Source organism: Marinobacter sp. ANT_B65, from assembly GCF_002407605.1.
GTDB lineage: Bacteria > Pseudomonadota > Gammaproteobacteria > Pseudomonadales > Oleiphilaceae > Marinobacter.
Genome location: NZ_NXGV01000003.1, coordinates 442005 through 458471 on the forward strand (window position 1 = coordinate 442005; position 16467 = coordinate 458471).

Sequence of the window (16467 nt, forward strand, 5' to 3'; positions counted from 1 at the left end):
TTAACCAGCTCCTTGACGCATATCAATCTACCACCAACACTTGAGTAGAGTGCGAAACAATAATAATCGCAAGGAGTTTACCCATGAGCCTGACACATACCTTTGGCCTTCTGACCCATCCCGATCAACAATGGGAGGCCATCCGGAAAGAATCCGAATCGGTTACCCGTCTTTACACAGGACACGTATTACTTCTCGCCCTGATTCCCGCCCTGGCCGGATTCATTGGAACCAGCCAGGTGGGCTGGCAAATTGGTGACGGCCAGGTCACACGCCTTTCCGTAAGCAGCGCACTAAGCCTGTCGGTATTGTTTTACGGAGCCATGCTTGCTGGCATATTCATTCTGGGCAAGTTCATTGATTTCTTTGCGGCTACCTATGATGCAGTCGAACGAACTCCGCGGGGCGTTACGATGGCAGCCTACACTGCCACCCCTATTTTCCTGATCGGAGTTATCGCGGTTTACCCCAATATCTGGGTGAACATGCTCGCAGGGCTGGTCGCCATTGCTTACGCGGTGTACCTGCTTTATGAGGGCTTACCCATTCTGATGAAAATCCCCGAAGAGCGCGGGTTCATGTTTGCTACAGCAGTGCTAACCGTCGGGCTGGTCATGTTTGTCGCCCTTCTTGCCATGAGCGTGGTGATCTGGAGCATGGGGGTCGGCCCCATTTATGTATCATGAAGCCCCGTCCCAGGCATTCATGTTAGCGAACCAGCAAAGGGTGCTCTGAGAGAGCACCCTTTGTTTTTCGGGTTAACATCTACCTTAGTTTTATTTCATGTTAACCCAGTCAAAAATGCGGTAAATTTAACGTATAATCAAAAACAGACATTTTAGCTCGGTCATGTACCCCGGTTGAGCCGTAAACAGGAGTCGGCCATGAACAAGCAGTCCGGCATACATTACCTCCGAGAGCACAGAGAAGCGGGAAACAACAAACCGGTTCCTGCGGAGGTTACCCGCATCCGCGACACCCTTGTCGCCGGGCTTGGCGATCTGCTGCAGGGCGCTTTTGATGCCGTTGATGATTCGCTGTTTGAACTGGCAAATAATGCCCGCAGCAACAACGAGCAGAATCGCTATTTTGAAGCCATGCGGGAAATCCGCATCAAGCGAAAAGGTGTGGAGCGCCACTTTCAGAATACAGTTGCTCAGTTTTTTGCAAACCCTCCCCACACCGGCCAGCAGCAGGACGACACGCTGGCCAGGCAGGCGAATGCAGACAACCTTGCACTCGTTGGCGATGATGATCTGGAAGAGCAGGTAGCTCTGAATGCCATGATCACTAAAGCCAAGGCTCATTTTCAGGGGCCTCTCATACAGCTCCAGGCCCGCTTCAGCCAGGTTTACGACGGTGCTTCGGACGAAAATCCGGTTAACCCCATGGCGCCCGAGCACCTTTGCAGCGCTTTTACAGAGGCAATTCAGGCTCTGGAGATACAGATTCGCGAACGATTGATTCTGCTTAAGCAGTTTGATCGCTATGTCGTGTCTAATCTGGGGATGCTTCTGGACGAAGCAAACAGAATCCTTGTCCAGGCAGGCGTTATTCCCAACTTCCGCTATCACGGGAAAACCGGCCACCAACACGGCGTTCCAGAGTCCCAACCTGCAGCCGGCAGCCATGAGGGTGCATCCACATCCGGTGAAAACTGGCTGGATACCGGCGCCGGAAACAACGCCGTATTCGAACAGATTCATCAGTTACTGGCACGCCAAAGGGCCAATGCCGGCATTCCAACCCGTCAGCACGATCCGGACATACGGATCATCGGGGGCAATGAACTGGTAAATCTTCTGGCATCCCTGCCCTTTACGGCACAAACCGGAGCTGAACACAATCTCAGCGAAGGCGAACCGCTTACCATCGATCTTCGCGATGCCGTTCAACAGATTCTGGCCCAGACCAACACCGCTGATGGCAAAAAGCCCGCACTCAAGGAAATGGACGAGGACCTGATTAACCTTGTGTCCATGCTCTTTGAATTCATTCTGGATGACTACAACCTGTCCGCGCCGGTTCAGGTTCTGATAAGCCGACTACAGATACCCATCCTGAAAGTTGTCATTAAAGACAAGAGCTTTTTTAGCAAGACCACTCACCCCGCCAGAAAGCTGCTCAACGCGCTTGCCCGGGCAGGGATTGGCTGGAGTAACAGCGACGAAAAAGCCAGAGACAAGCTGTACGAAAAGATTCACGGCATTGTGCAGAGAATCCTGTGTGAATTCGACGGCGACGTTACCTTGTTCGAGACACTTAACGATGAGTTTGAAGAGTTTCTCGCCAGGGAAAACCGCAAAGCATCTCTGGTAGAGCAACGTACTCGTGAATCCGAGCGCGGCCGCATCAAATCCCAGAAAGCTCAGGAACTGGTTGATCGGGTAATCAAGGAACGTGTAGCCCGCTACCGGCTGCCAGAGCCTACCTACAACCTGCTGATCAATGGCTGGAGCCGGGTTATGTTTCTGGCCTACCTCCGGGACGATGTGGAGCATCGCTGGCAGGAAAGCGTGAAGGTTGTCGATGACCTTATCTGGTGTCTGCATCCTCATCAGGAAGATTCAGAACGGGATCAGTGGGTTCGGGTTGTTCCCGGCCTACTCAAATCGCTACGCGCTGGCCTGGAAGAGGTTTCATACAACGCTTCGAAGCTTGATGAAACCATGAGTCAGCTCAAACACGAACTGGCGGAAGCTTTCCGTGCAAGTTCCAACATAGAGCTCGCTGAAGAACCATCCGAGGAAGAAAACGAGCAAAGCAGCTTCAAGCACCAGGCTCAGCCCGAGGATGCAGCTATTGCTGAGTTTATGGCCCAGATAGACGGCATAGAGATAGGCAACTGGGTCGAGTTCCGCCTTGTAAATGGCGCGAGCTTCCGATGCAAACTTTCAGCGATCATTGAAGAAGCAGACTGCTTTGTCTTTGTTAACCGCATGGGGCTGAAAGTCATTGAAAAGACCCGTACCGAGCTTGCCCACGAAATGCGGCGAGGACGGATGACTCTCCTTGAACAGGGAGCATTTATTGACCGGGCTCTTGATGCCGTGGTCGGCTCCCTGCGCAGCAAAACAGCCTGAGCCCGGCCCCGGGACCGCAGTAAAGCCTGCGGACCCGGGACAGGAAGACTGGCGCAAGGATCACCCGGTAACAGTTAAGCAATCCGGAGTGAGTACCGGGGCACTCAGGCTTCAGCTTGCTTGGCAGCCTCTTTAACCAGTTTTGCCAATTCGCCGTTCTCGGACATTTCCATAATAATGTCGCAACCACCTACCAGCTCACCATTAACATAGAGCTGAGGGTATGTCGGCCAGCTTGAATAAACCTTCAGACCCTCGCGCAACTCCTGGTTATCGAGAATATTCACGAAGGCAAAACGCTCTCCGCATGCCATCAGGGCCTGCGAGGTCTTGGCAGAAAAGCCACATTGTGGAGCCTGGGGAGAGCCTTTCATGTAAAGGATAATCGGATTTTCCGAGAGTTGAGTCTTAATTGTTTCGTTAATGTCCATGAACATGCACCTCTGGTTGAAAACGGAACAGTTTGTTGCGCTTTTTCGCGCCGTCACACCGAATTTGTATGGCCTCCATTGTACACGCCGGGCGAGCCCCTCAACAAACACTACAATTTGATGCAGGACAAGCCCTGCCGGCGGCGTTGTCATCACTGACGTGAAGGGCTAGACTTGATGCCCTTTTTTTACCAGTATTTTTCACTCATCCAGGGCTTCATCAAGGTAAGGGCCATCCCATGGCAGCAAGGCATTTTCTGACACTGAATGACATGACCACGACTGAGCTGGAAAATCTGGTGGATCATGGCACCAGACTCCGGAACGAATGGCGGCAGGGCAAGGTCAGGGACTCACTGAAAAATCGCGTACTGGCAATGATTTTTGAGAAGTCCTCAACCCGCACCCGGGTCTCCTTCGAAGCAGGCATGACCCAACTGGGCGGCTCCGCCATGTTCCTTTCTCCAAGGGATACACAGCTAGGTCGCGGAGAGCCCATCGAAGACTCCGCTATTGTCATATCCAGCATGGTCGATGCAGTGATGATCCGTACCTTTGCCCATGAAACGGTAGAGAAGTTTGCAAAGGCTTCGCGGGCACCTGTTATCAATGCGCTTACGGATGATTTCCATCCCTGCCAGTTACTGGCAGACATGCAAACCTATCGGGAGCATCGCGGCAGCATACAGGGCGCCACAGTGGCCTGGATCGGTGATGGAAACAACATGTGCCATTCCTACATCAACGCCGCCACGCAGTTCGACTTTCACCTGAACATAGCGACACCTCAGGGTTATGAACCAGATCCGGAGCTGGTAAAGGCCCACGGCTCTCGTATAACGCTCATGCGGGAGCCGGCTGAAGCTGCTCGCAATGCGAATCTTCTGGTAACCGACGTATGGGCCTCAATGGGCCAGGAAGACGAGCAGAAAGCCCGCGAAAAAGCCTTCAGCAACTACCAGATCAACCCCACGCTGATGGATATAGCTGCAAAAGACGCATTACTCATGCACTGTCTGCCGGCTCACCGTGGCGAAGAAATTTCTGCCGACATGATGGAGCATCCGGCTTCAGTAATCTGGGACGAGGCAGAAAACCGGCTCCACGCCCAGAAAGCTCTGCTGGAGTTCCTGATCCTGAACCGCCTGGACTGAGATTTTATGAGCACGCACGAAACTGCCAATCACAACTGGTTGCTGGAAGTAAATGACCTGACTTGTGGCTACGGCGGGGATGCCGTTGTGAAAGGTATCAGCTTCGCGCTCAGCCACGGAGATATCGGCTGCCTGCTCGGGCCCAGCGGTTGCGGGAAAAGCACTATCCTGAGGGCTCTGGCGGGATTCCTTCAGTTAACCGGTGGTGAAATATGCCTGGAGTCCCGGCAGATCAGTCTCCCCGGTCGCACTCTCGCGCCAGAGAAGCGCCGCATCGGTATGGTTTTTCAGGACTATGCGCTATTTCCTCACCTGAGCATTGCCGACAACGTGGGCTTTGGATTACAGGGTCTGGATAAAGCCCAGAAGCGCAGCAAAGTCATGGAACTGCTTCACGTCGTTCACCTGCAGGATCTGGCGGATAACTATCCACACGAACTTTCGGGAGGGCAACAGCAGCGGGTTGCACTGGCACGGGCTCTGGCTCCGGAACCGACACTGATTCTGCTCGACGAACCCTTCTCCAACCTTGATGCGGATCTGCGCCGCAGGCTCAGCCTCGATGTCCGGGAGATACTCAAAACACTCGGCATAAGTGCCATTCTGGTGACTCACGATCAGCAGGAAGCCTTTGCGATGTGTGATCAGGTAGCTGTGCTTCAGAACGGGAAAATCCAGCAGTGGGATGTGCCCTACAACCTCTACCATGAACCCGCAAACCGCTTTGTGGCAAGTTTCATAGGCCAGGGTGGATTTATACCAGGCAAAGCTGTGGGGCCAGACACAATTGAATCGGAGCTAGGCACCATTCACGGAAACCGGGCCTATAAATGGCCCAGCGGTACGCTGGTAGATGTGCTTATCCGCCCTGATGACATCGTCTACGATGCCGAGTCAGACCTGCGTCCAAAAGTGGTCGAAAAAACCTTTGCAGGTACCTCTACGCTCTACAGGTTCCGCTGCTCTGAAGATACAGAGTTTGAGGCACTTTTCCGCAGTCACCTGGATTTCAATCTGGGCGAGACAGTCCCGGTGCGGGTAGAAGCAGACCACCTGATTGCTTTCGAACGCAACAACTGAGCCATCATCTCAGTTGTTGCAAACCCTGTCGATTGCGTCAAGCCAACCCGAATACAGCGACTCCCGTAGCGCCGGACTCATTTCTGCCTGGAACTGCCGTTCGCACTCCCAGAGTTCCGAGATCTGCTCCAGACTGTCATAAACCCCGGTTTGCAGGCCAGCCAGATAGGCCACACCCAAAGCAGTCGTTTCAGTTATCCGGGGACGATCAACCGTAACGTTCAGAATGTCTGCCAGAAACTGCATCAGCCAATCGTTGACCACCATACCGCCATCCACTCGCAGTGACGCCAGGGCAGCACCATCATTCTGAATAGCCCGCACCAGATCCTTGGTCTGATAGCACACAGACTGCAGTCCTGCGGTAACAATCTCACCAATACCTGTATCCCGGGTCAATCCCAGGATAGCCCCTCGGGCATGAGGATCCCAATGTGGCGCACCCAGTCCGGTAAACGCTGGCACCAGATACACCTGGTTATCCACACCAACAGCTTCAGCATGCAAGGCAGATTCGTTGGCATGGCTAATAAGTTTCAATCCGTCCCGCAACCACTGCATGGCAGCGCCCGCCACAAAAATGCTGCCTTCAACCGCATAGCAAGGCTTGCCATCAAGGCGGTAGGCTACTGTCGTCAGTAAGCGATTCTCCGATCGCAGGGCTTTAGCTCCGGTATTCACCACCAGGAAACAGCCTGTACCATAGGTACTCTTTGCCATGCCCGGCCTGAAACAGGCCTGACCAATCAGTGCTGCCTGCTGATCACCCGCCACGCCCGCGACCATAACCGGCGCGCCAAGCCATTTGGCATCGGTCAAGCCATAATCCGCTGCGCTATCAAGAACATCAGGCAATAACGCCTTTGGCACACGAAACAACGAAAGCAGACCGTCATCCCATGTCTGCTCATGGATATTGAACAATGCAGTCCTGGAGGCGTTTGTAGCATCAGTAAAATGCGAACGCCCGCCGGTCAGGTTCCAGAGAAGCCAGCTATCTATGGTTCCAAACGCCAGTTCACCGGCCTCAGCCCGAGCCCGGGCACCTTCTACGTTGTCCAGTATCCAGGCAATCTTGGTGGCGGAAAAGTAGGGATCGATCAGCAGGCCGGTACGTTCAACCACTGCCCCCTCATGACCATCGGTTTTAAGCTTGGTGCACAGCGATGCTGTTCGCCTGTCCTGCCAGACGATTGCGTGGTGGATCGGTTTCCCCGTCACCCGATCCCAAATTACGGTGGTTTCACGCTGATTGGCAATACCGATTCCAGACAGTTCAGAGGCATCGATGGCAGCTTTACTCAGCGCTCCACGACAGACTGTAAGCGTAGTCTCCCAGATTTCTGTGGCATCGTGCTCTACCCGTCCGTCACTTGGAAAGTGCTGACAGAATTCCCGCTGATCTGCAGCAATGCTGGCGCCGCTCTGGTCAAAAACGATAGCTCGGGAGCTGGTGGTGCCCTGATCAATAGCAAGCAGGTATCGGGTCATCATGGATCCTGTAATCTGGCTGTTTACAGGAGTCTACCAGCAGGTGGTTCCAAGGCAGAAGCACATGGGTGCTTATCCGGAAGAAAAACAGACCATAAACAAGGGCGGGAGATACAAACAGAAAAGAAAAAAAAGGGCCGGAAAACCGACCCTCAAATGACGAATGAAACAAGGAAATTTCGTAAGAACCACTAAGTTAAAAGTCATCCCTTACGTTTTCGATTATCGGTACCGGCGAAGATAGTTTCAGTGGTTCTTGTGTTGTCAGTTTGTTACATCAGGTGAAAGACCAGAGCTGCGCTCCCCCGATTACAGATCCGGTTCCAGCGGCTTATTGCGCGGCCAGACCAGACTGAAACGCGCACCTCCAAGGCTGTCACTCCGGCTTACAAATGCCTGCCCGTTATGCCAGTACAAAATACGGCGCACAATAGAGAGGCCAAGCCCATACCCGCCCGATGTGCGGGTTCGGCTGTCATCAAGCCGGGCAAAGGCTGTAAACACCTTCTCCCACTCTTCTTCCGGAATGCCAGGACCATCGTCTTCTACATCAACCCGGCAGTGATCTTCATCAATATGGCAGCGCACAAGCACTCTGCCAGCCGCATAACGTCCGGCATTACCTACAAGATTCTGGATAGCCCGGTGGATATAACGCGGCTCAACATCAGCGGTTGCCAGACTCTCTGTCACTTCATCGACCTCACCTGTAATGCTCAGCGCAGGCCGGACTCGCTGCTGCTCCGCCACAACCTGCCTCACAATATCGGTGACAGACGCTTCCTCAAGCTTGAAAACCGGACCGCCCTGTTCAAGACGGGCATAGGTCAGAATCTCGTCAATCAATTCATCCAGTTCCTGAATATCGCCATCGATACCATCGAGTTGCTTCTGAAGCGCCTCCTGTCCCTGACAATCCTCAATCATCTGCACACCAAACCGGATACGGGCAACCGGCGTTCTCAATTCGTGGGAAACCGCATGAATCATTTCCCGCTGAACGTCCACAAGGCGCTGTATATGCTCTGCCATACCGTTAAATGCCGCGGCCAACCGAGAGACGATAGTGCCCTCACCTGCCTCTACGCGGGCACTCATTTCTCCACGCGCGATTCGTACTGCAACGGACTCCACTTTGCGCAAATTGCTATCCAGAGCACGAAGCACAAAAATCAACCACAGCGCCAGAGCACTTCCTGAGACTGCCAGCAACAGCAAAGTAACAGGCCATGCCCATGGATTGAAGGCACCACCAGGCAAGGTCATCTGAATCAGTTCACCATCGGTCAACTGCACAAGCACCTGCCCTTCACCGTTTTCGTGGTAAAAGGCGAAACCGCTGCTGTATACCCGCTCCAGCACCTCATCACCCGGCAGAACTGCCGAACCCTGGACTCTGGACACACCAATGTCCAAGCCTTCTCTCAAACGTTCCATAACCTCATCACGATCATCCGGGCCGGCGGCATCCAGGTGCACCCGGAGAACCTGCGCAGAGGCAACAGCGATATCCCTGTAGGGGTGGGACGCCCGGAACTGTATGACATCACCCTGAAGCCCTGTGACCAGAAACCGGTAGCCAAGACTGTCTTCAACCGCGATCACCTGGCCATACCCCAGGCGCTCCCGAATGACAGGAGAAAGCGACAGGTCTCCGGTATCTGCAACCCGGAAGTCATGCAGAGAAGCCAGCCAGGGATACTGATGTTCGGGTGCGGGAGAAGACGCCAGCCAGCGCATGAGCGGCTCAGAGAAGCGCTCATGCCAGAATTGTGAACGCACGGAATTGATCCCTACAAACAGGGCAATACAGAGCAGTATCACCAGAGCGGTGAGGCCGGCAAGACGGGCATAAAGATTAAGAAAAAACTTCAGGGGCATGTCAAAAAACCCTGGCAGGGAAGCGTCGGCCAGAAAATCCGTGCCGACACCAAAGACTGAATCGTCAGGCTTCTTTCACAAACAGATAGCCTTTACTCCGGACGGTCTTAATCCTGCGGGGGTGTATGGGATCGTCACCGATTTTCGGGCGAATCCGGGAGACCCGAACATCAATCGACCGGTCCTGACCATCGTATTCGATGCCCCGCAACGCGGTGAAAATTTCTTCCCGGCTCAGCACCCGGCCAGCATTACTCGCCAGCAACCAGAGCAGATCGAACTCGGCACTGGTGAGGTCGATACTTTCATCACTAAGCCAGGCTTCACGCATGGACCTGTCAACAACCAGGTCATTGAACTGCATACGGGTAGGCTCTTCACCATTTGCTTCGTCCAGATTATTCTGGGCATTTTCCGCAACGCGGCGAAGCATGGCTCGGATACGGGCGAGAAGTACCCGGGGCTTGACAGGCTTGCCGATGTAATCATCTGCCCCCATCTCAAGACCAAGCACCTGGTCAAGGTCATCAGTACGTGCTGTGAGCATAATGATGGGACCAGAATAAACTGGTCGTACACGGCGGCAGATGGAAAGGCCGTCTTCACCCGGCAGCATCAAGTCCAGAACAACAAGATCTGGCTGCTCATTGCGGATGCGCTCGACGGCGGAGCCCCCATGAGTTTCAAGTGAGACAGACAGGCCGTTGCTCTCAAGGTACTCTCGGGTCAGCTCGGCCAGCCGCTCATCATCTTCGACAATAAGAATTCGCCAACTTTCGTTTGTCTGTTCCACGCGATCCATCTCTGATTTTATTTTTCCGAGTTCAGTGTCTTGCCTGCATCCGACAATACAGACAACCTGATGTAACAGCAATTATACATGCTATTCAGAAATATACATGGAACTAGCCTGCTGTTACACCCGGTGACAAATACTGACCCGCGCTCACCTCAGATTCAGATCAGCAGAACCACTCAAAAAAGTGGCCGACCCTGAGTGATTTCTTCGTCGGTCGCTTCACGCCGCTCAATGATTTCCAGATCAAAATAAAGGGTAAATCCCGCCAACGGATGATTGGCATCTACCCGTATCAGATTACCGTCAATTCCCTTGACCTGAACAATCTGGGCGTTGTCGCCGGTGTTGGTCTGGAACTTCATGCCAACCTGCAGATTTTCAACACCCTCAAACATTGACCGGGGAATTTTCCGGACCAGATCTGCCCTATGCTCACCATAAGCCATAGAGGGTGGAACGGTTACCTCAAGACAGTCTCCTGCATTACGATCTTTCACAGCCTCCTGGATACCTTTGATAATATCCGGGCTGCCGTAAAGGAAGTGCAGAGGCTCACTGCCCTCTGAAGTATCAACCAACTCGCCGACTTTGTTCTTCAGCACGTAATGAACAGTAAAAACGTCAGGTTTTTTTGAGGAAGCTTGCATCAGGGTTTTGGGTTTCCTGTATCCGGTGTAGTTTCAGTCAATTTCAGGCCATGGATCACGAGACGCTGCTCCAGTTTCTCACGCAGCCCGGAAGGCTGGCTCAGACCCATACGTTGTAACAATTCGGTATAACGACCCGCCTCATCTCTGGCTCGAAAAGCCTGCAGGAGGGTCGACAGTTTACCACGGCCAGTGGCCGTTTCAGACTTGAGTTTCTTGAGCGCCTTGCCCAGCACCAGCTCCTGATCGGTAAAATCCCGACCAAAGGGAAACGCCGGAAACCATTCACTGCACCCGGTTTCTGAAAACAGCTTCGCAATAGCCTCTGGCGTGTTGTTTTTCCAACTGGCCGGCAGCCGGAAATCTGCACTGACCTTACCGGCTTTCTGCGCCCGACTGAGCAGTTCCTGTTGAAAGCGCGAATCTGCGATACGAATCAGGCGCAGATAGACTTGCTCATCTGGCTGCCCCCGCAGGTCGGCAATGCCGTATTCGGTGACAACGACGTCCCGAAGATGGCGGGGGATAGTACAATGACCGTAATTGAATACAATGTTCGAGACAACTGCCCCCCCAGCCTTGCGGGTACTGCGCAGCGCGATGATGGAGCGTGCCCCCGGGAGTTCATGGGCCATGGATACAAAGTTGTACTGTCCACCCACACCGCTTATAACCCGGCCATCTTCAAGCCCGTCCGAAACAGCAGCACCACTAAGTGTGTACATCATTGCAGTATTAATAAAACGGCTATGTATACGCTGCGCAGCCTTAAGACGCTGATTGCCGAAGTGATGATCATACAGGTGATTGATAAAGTTAACGCTGGTCATACAGATACGGTCACGATCCGCATCCGTGAGTTCACGCAGGAGCTGATAAAACTTCCGGGGCCCCAGGTAAAAGCCGCCATGCATGACAACACCACCGCTCAATCGCTCCCCGAGTGCCAGAGCCGCAATGGCATCCCTGGCTTCAGTCTTATCCAGATCGCCGTCCAGTAAATGCTCACCTACTCGCAGCCGGCCATCCCTGAACTCAACCTCACTGCGAAGAATTCCGTAGCGTGTCAGCCAGGCAACATCGCGCGCTCGCAACGGTGAATCAACAAGTCCTTCCCGGCGCAGCACATCCAGTGTAGCCAGGGACACTTTGCTATCAATATCACCATTGTTAACAAGTATTTGAATATCTGCATGGTCATATACTTCACGCCGGAGGACGCCCTCCTGCATGAGATACAAAAAGCCATCCACCATCATCTCACTGCAACCGTAGAGGCCTTTTCTGAACGGCCCGGTTCCGCCTTCCTGTTCCACCAGAGGGAAATGCCCGGCAACCTCGAGATAATCGAAAACAGCCTTCCAGGCATCATTATTCTTATGACGCAGAAGAGCGCTATGAACCAGCGCCGCGCCAAGCGAACCTATACCCACCTGCAAGGTGCCACCATCTTTCAGCAAGGTACTGGCATAAAAGCCAATCAGATGATCTGCCGGACTTATTGCCATCTGGGGAGCGGAAAACAAGGGGTATTCCGAAGGCTCATGCTCAAACACCATATCAAACTGGTCTTCTGCGATAGCAGCGTCGCGACCAAACCAGGGTAACTGGCGATTGATTTCGCCCACAACCGCCACTGGAGTGCCAGCCGCCGCCTGCTCTCTTAACATCAGCAGCAAATCCAGAGTCAGATCAGGGTTACAGCTCAGACTCACCATGCCCGGGGCACCATGCAACTCTCCCGGCGACACCATCTGGGCGACCACATTGATTCCCCGATTCATAAGGTCACGGGCCGCATGCGTGTAGTTAGTGGATATGTAATGGCGCTGCTGGCTTTTATTTTTCAGAGCGCTACCAGCCTTGAAAAAAAACTCTGAAACCTGAACATTCGGGGGCAACTGATTGTTGCTGACGTCCCGGGCATACTGCAAATCCGGGATATCTCCATAGAGACTTTCCGCAAACGGCCCCATAAACCGCTTTTCCAGTGAAGAACTACCTGAAGGTGCCAGCAGTGAGAGCGCGGTGAATATCTGAAGATCTATCTCCGGGTCATCCTTTGCTCTCTGATAAAGCGCGTTCACGAAGCGGAGTGGCTTCCCGATCCCCAGGGGCAGACCCAACTTGATAGTCTTGCCAACCCGGCGAATCACTTCATCCACGCAACGCTCCGTGTCATCTATACGCTGCCCGTTGCTTGTCGCCATACCAGGATCCTCTTTGATCAATCAGCTTTTATCCATAGGGGATCATCACATGACATATGTGGACAGACAATGCACGAGATCATGAATCAGGTTGTTCGCCAGCCCTGATCACAAGAAACAGAAAGTACAGTCGAAAAAGTGAGACACAGAACGAGGGGAAGAGAATTGCAGACTCAGGAAAACAACGAACAGAAACCTGCCGGTTACAGTAGAGGGGTCAGAAATTCCACTTCAGGTTCAGGCAGGCGCCTTCGTTCAACAGCGCAATCCCGTGATCGGCCTGGGCAGACTGAGAGGCATACTGCTTACCCGTATGGACTATGCGCACCAGCGAAAGGCTCAGCAAGCGGGACCCGATCTCTGCAACCGCATCAGCCTCATCGTCAGAATCGCCGGCCATGCGCTGCTCCAGTTCATAGACATCTTCTATGGTCATGGTTTCGCTCAACTCATTAAAACCGCGCTCAGCCGCTTCTGCGCGAACCACGAACGCGGCGGCGTTGAGAACAAATAATGCGACAAAAATGCGAATAATCATGATACTTACGCTGACCTTTTAACCGGATAAGAATCTTACTTATACCTTAGGCTAAAGTCTAATCCCCGGAAGGCAAAAAGCTGTGAAAACGCACACATTTGAGTCGTTTTTTTGTCACTGGATCACTCGTTTTTTGTCAAAAGATGATCCGTAACATTTCAGAATGTAACTATCATCACCGCAAGGCACAGCCAATTCCTTATGGCTCAATGCCTTACGTAAATATTCAGCTATGCAGGATATCAAGGACAGGGATAGGTGAATTCCTGGTGAATCGCCTCAATCGCTTCCAGCGTATCGGGGCTGAGATCCACACTGTGCGAACCTATGTTTTCCTGCAACTGCTCCATGGTAGTGGCACCAATAATATTACTGGTAACAAAGCCCCGGCTATTCACGTAGGCCAAAGCCATTTGAACCGGAGACAGATTATTCTGCCGGGCAAGCTCGACATATGCGCGGGTTGCATCCGCACTGCGCTCATTGGTGTAGCGACTGAACCGCTCATAAAGCGTCAGGCGGGCTTTTTCAGGCCATTTTCCACCCATGTATTTGCCAGACAGCATACCGAATGCCAAAGGTGAATACGCCAGTAAGCCGGTCTGCTCCCTGTGTGCAATCTCGGCTGTACCAACTTCAAAAGACCGGTTCAGCAAATTGTATGGGTTCTGAATACTGACAATCCTCGGCAAGCCTTTTTCCCCGGCCAGGCGCAGATATTCCATCACACCCCAGGGCGTCTCATTAGAAACACCGATATGCCGGACTTTCCCCGCATCCACCAGCTCACCGAGAGCCGCCAGTGTTTCCTCTATCGGCGTAAACTTCTCTTGCGGATCATGCTCATAACCGAGCTTACCGAAAAAGTTGGTATTGCGATCCGGCCAGTGTACCTGGTACAGGTCAATATAATCGGTCTGCAGGCGCTTCAGGCTGGCATCACAGGCTTCAATAATGTGCTCACGAGTCAGACGCGGGCCATTACGCAGATAACTCAATCCGTTGCCCGGTCCTGCGACTTTCGAGGCGATCACGAGGTCATCGCGCCGGTTGCGCTTAGCAAGCCAGTTACCCAGACAGGTTTCAGTCAGCCCCTGGGTTTCCGGTCGTGGCGGCACCGGATACATCTCCGCGGCATCAATAAAATTCACACCCTCAGAGGTAGCGTAATCCAGTTGTTCAAAAGCATCCTGCTCAGTGTTCTGCTCGCCCCAGGTCATGGTTCCCAGGCAAATCAGGCTGACGTCAATGTCGGTATTGCCAAGCTTTCGGGTTTGCATAGCATCTCCGCTTCAGTTGGTTTAACACGTAAAGAGAATGTCACAGGAGTGTCGCATTACGGTCACGCTGCGCCCCCATAGTGGAGTCATGTCAAAGGAACCACAGGAAACGTTGTGACCAGGACCAGTCAGGCCAGCCGGCGAATACAGCACATTACCATCGTTTCCGAAACATTTCCGCCGGAAGTCAATGGGGTGGCCAACACGCTCAGGCATCTGTGCCAGGGCCTGACAAAAAACGGACATAAGGTCACAGTTGTACGCCCAAGACAGCGCCATGAAAGCAAAAACACAGAGTCAGATGCAAACCACTCCTTATTCAGCCACGAATACGTAGTGACCGGCGTGCCTCTGCCCGGATATGCAGACTTGCGTTTCGGCCTGGTTAGCAGCCGTGACCTCCGGCGGCTGTGGCAAACCGATCGCCCTGATGCAATCTACGTAGCGACTCAGGGCCCCCTGGGTGTAGCCGCCGTATCGGCTGCGAAAAAAATAGGATTGCCTGTCAGCTCAGGCTTCCACACCAACTTTCACCAATACAGTCAATACTACGGTGCCGGATTTCTGGCAAAGCCGCTCTGTGCCTACGGCCGGTGGTTCCACAACCGGACAGCAATCACCCTGGTACCCACGAAGAAAATGCAACTGGTCGCCTCAGACATGGGCATCACGCCGACCGGCATCTGGAGCCGTGGAGTTGATTGTTCCCGTTTTGCACCATACAAGCGGGACGAATCCCTGCGCGCGACCTGGGGACTCAGGGAAAACGACCGGGCAGTACTTTATGTGGGCCGATTGGCCGCAGAAAAAAATCTTCGCATGGCCGTATCCTGCTTCGAACGCATCCGCAAACTGTATCCCCGGACCAGGTTTGTGCTGGTGGGTGATGGCCCCATGCGCAAGCTGCTATCCGAAAAGCACCCGGATTATATCTTCTGTGGTACCCGGCAAGGCGAGGATCTCGCTCGCCACTACGCCTCCGGAGACATTTTCCTGTTCCCCAGCAAAACCGACACATTCGGCAACGTTGTTCTGGAAGCAATGGCCAGCGGCCTTGCCGTCGTTGCCTACGACGATGCTGCCGCCAGCGAGCACATCCGTCACTCAGAAAACGGGATGAAGGCACCACTTACCATGGATGAAAGGTTTGTCGACGGAGCCCTCCGGCTGACGAACCAGCCCAGCCTGCTTAACCGCATCCGTACCCAGGCACGCCTGGATGCTCTTCAGCTGCGCTGGGATTCTCAGGTCAGACAATTTGAACAACTGGTGTTAAGCCAAAGCCCAAAGGTCCAATACTATGCGCCCAGTAAGCACAGCCGCCCGCTTCTTTGAATTAGCGGATCAACGCGAATACGCTTGTTGTCAGTTCATTAATCAGATGGTCCGGTTCCGGCTGGTGCTGCGTTATTTCCAGCTCATGAGCCGAATGGGCGACGGCTGGTTCTGGTACGCACTCATCCTTGCCATTCCCTTTATGAGGCCCGGAGCCGGGCCAGGTATCGCGTTACTGATGACGCTGACAGGGCTTGCGTGCACGCTGACGTACAAACTCCTCAAACGCCGGCTGATCCGTGAGCGACCTTTTATATCCTTCCCCTCCATCAATTGCGGCACGCCACCACTGGACAGATACAGCTTCCCCTCCGGGCATACTATGCATGCCTCCTGTTTTCAGGCGATGCTGTTCATGACCGAGCCCACACTGGCCCTGGCCACCCTCCCGTTTACCCTGAGTGTTGCCGCATCCCGGGTTGTACTGGGCCTGCACTACCCCACCGACGTGGCAGCGGGAGCCCTGATTGGAGGGTTCATGGGATATTTATCAACACATTATTTTATCGCCGACTTTCTCGTTCTGTTCCCTGGCTGA

Annotated in this window: 14 protein-coding genes; 6 read left to right on the forward strand and 8 right to left on the reverse strand. The window is 53.4% G+C overall.

Annotated elements, in window-relative coordinates; all coding sequences use genetic code 11:
• Positions 1-83: 83 nt before the first annotated feature.
• Together CPA50_RS15100 and CPA50_RS15105 are read left to right on the forward strand one after the other, a co-directional pair.
• Positions 84-686: a Yip1 family protein gene (locus CPA50_RS15100; RefSeq protein WP_096783356.1), complete on the forward strand. Its 603-nt coding sequence runs from the start codon at positions 84-86 to the stop codon at positions 684-686.
• A gap of 198 nt (positions 687-884) precedes the next feature.
• Positions 885-3083 carry a DUF1631 domain-containing protein gene (locus CPA50_RS15105; protein ID WP_096783357.1) on the forward strand — a complete coding sequence of 733 codons (2199 nt, stop codon included), beginning with the start codon at positions 885-887 and terminating at the stop codon, positions 3081-3083.
• Positions 3084-3187: 104 nt separating this feature from the next.
• Here the strand turns inward: CPA50_RS15105 and grxD are convergent, their stop codons facing one another.
• Positions 3188-3514 (reverse strand): Grx4 family monothiol glutaredoxin, encoded by a 327-nt coding sequence (grxD, locus tag CPA50_RS15110; RefSeq protein WP_096783549.1) that lies wholly within the window; start codon positions 3512-3514, stop codon positions 3188-3190.
• Between the two features lie 239 nt (positions 3515-3753).
• Between grxD and argF the strand changes: the two genes are divergently transcribed.
• Positions 3754-4668 (forward strand): ornithine carbamoyltransferase, encoded by a 915-nt coding sequence (argF, locus tag CPA50_RS15115; RefSeq protein ID WP_096783358.1) that lies wholly within the window; start codon positions 3754-3756, stop codon positions 4666-4668.
• 6 nt (positions 4669-4674) lie between these two features.
• Positions 4675-5748 (forward strand): ABC transporter ATP-binding protein, encoded by a 1074-nt coding sequence (locus tag CPA50_RS15120; RefSeq protein WP_096783359.1) that lies wholly within the window; start codon positions 4675-4677, stop codon positions 5746-5748.
• Positions 5749-5757: 9 nt separating this feature from the next.
• Here CPA50_RS15120 and glpK read toward each other — a convergent pair whose 3' ends face one another.
• The 7 genes from glpK to CPA50_RS15155 all read right to left on the reverse strand — a co-directional run bounded on the left by glpK (position 5758) and on the right by CPA50_RS15155 (position 14594).
• Entirely contained in the window at positions 5758-7239 is a 1482-nt protein-coding gene (gene glpK / locus CPA50_RS15125) for a glycerol kinase GlpK (RefSeq protein WP_096783360.1), read from the reverse strand.
• Between the two features lie 309 nt (positions 7240-7548).
• Positions 7549-9120, reverse strand: a complete 1572-nt coding sequence (locus CPA50_RS15130; protein ID WP_096783361.1) for an ATP-binding protein — start codon at positions 9118-9120, stop codon at positions 7549-7551.
• A gap of 64 nt (positions 9121-9184) precedes the next feature.
• Entirely contained in the window at positions 9185-9922 is a 738-nt protein-coding gene (locus CPA50_RS15135) for a response regulator (protein ID WP_096783362.1), read from the reverse strand.
• 173 nt (positions 9923-10095) lie between these two features.
• The gene (locus tag CPA50_RS15140) at positions 10096-10566 is read right to left on the reverse strand and encodes an FKBP-type peptidyl-prolyl cis-trans isomerase (protein WP_096783363.1); all 471 of its coding nucleotides are present in this window, start codon (positions 10564-10566) and stop codon (positions 10096-10098) included.
• Complete coding sequence (locus CPA50_RS15145) at positions 10566-12776, reverse strand: acetyl-CoA hydrolase/transferase C-terminal domain-containing protein (RefSeq protein WP_096783364.1); 2211 nt, start codon at positions 12774-12776, stop codon at positions 10566-10568. The genes CPA50_RS15140 and CPA50_RS15145 overlap by 1 nt, the downstream gene beginning before the upstream one ends.
• A gap of 217 nt (positions 12777-12993) precedes the next feature.
• Entirely contained in the window at positions 12994-13314 is a 321-nt protein-coding gene (locus CPA50_RS15150; RefSeq protein ID WP_096783365.1) for a hypothetical protein, read from the reverse strand.
• Positions 13315-13556: 242 nt separating this feature from the next.
• Complete coding sequence (locus CPA50_RS15155; RefSeq protein WP_096783366.1) at positions 13557-14594, reverse strand: NADP(H)-dependent aldo-keto reductase; 1038 nt, start codon at positions 14592-14594, stop codon at positions 13557-13559.
• A 114-nt stretch (positions 14595-14708) separates the two neighbouring features.
• Here CPA50_RS15155 and CPA50_RS15160 point away from each other — a divergent pair, with 114 nt between their 5' ends.
• Positions 14709-15929 carry a glycosyltransferase family 4 protein gene (locus tag CPA50_RS15160; protein WP_096783367.1) on the forward strand — a complete coding sequence of 407 codons (1221 nt, stop codon included), beginning with the start codon at positions 14709-14711 and terminating at the stop codon, positions 15927-15929.
• Positions 15895-16467 carry a phosphatase PAP2 family protein gene (locus CPA50_RS15165; protein WP_096783368.1) on the forward strand — a complete coding sequence of 191 codons (573 nt, stop codon included), beginning with the start codon at positions 15895-15897 and terminating at the stop codon, positions 16465-16467. Before CPA50_RS15160 ends, CPA50_RS15165 begins: the two co-directional genes overlap by 35 nt.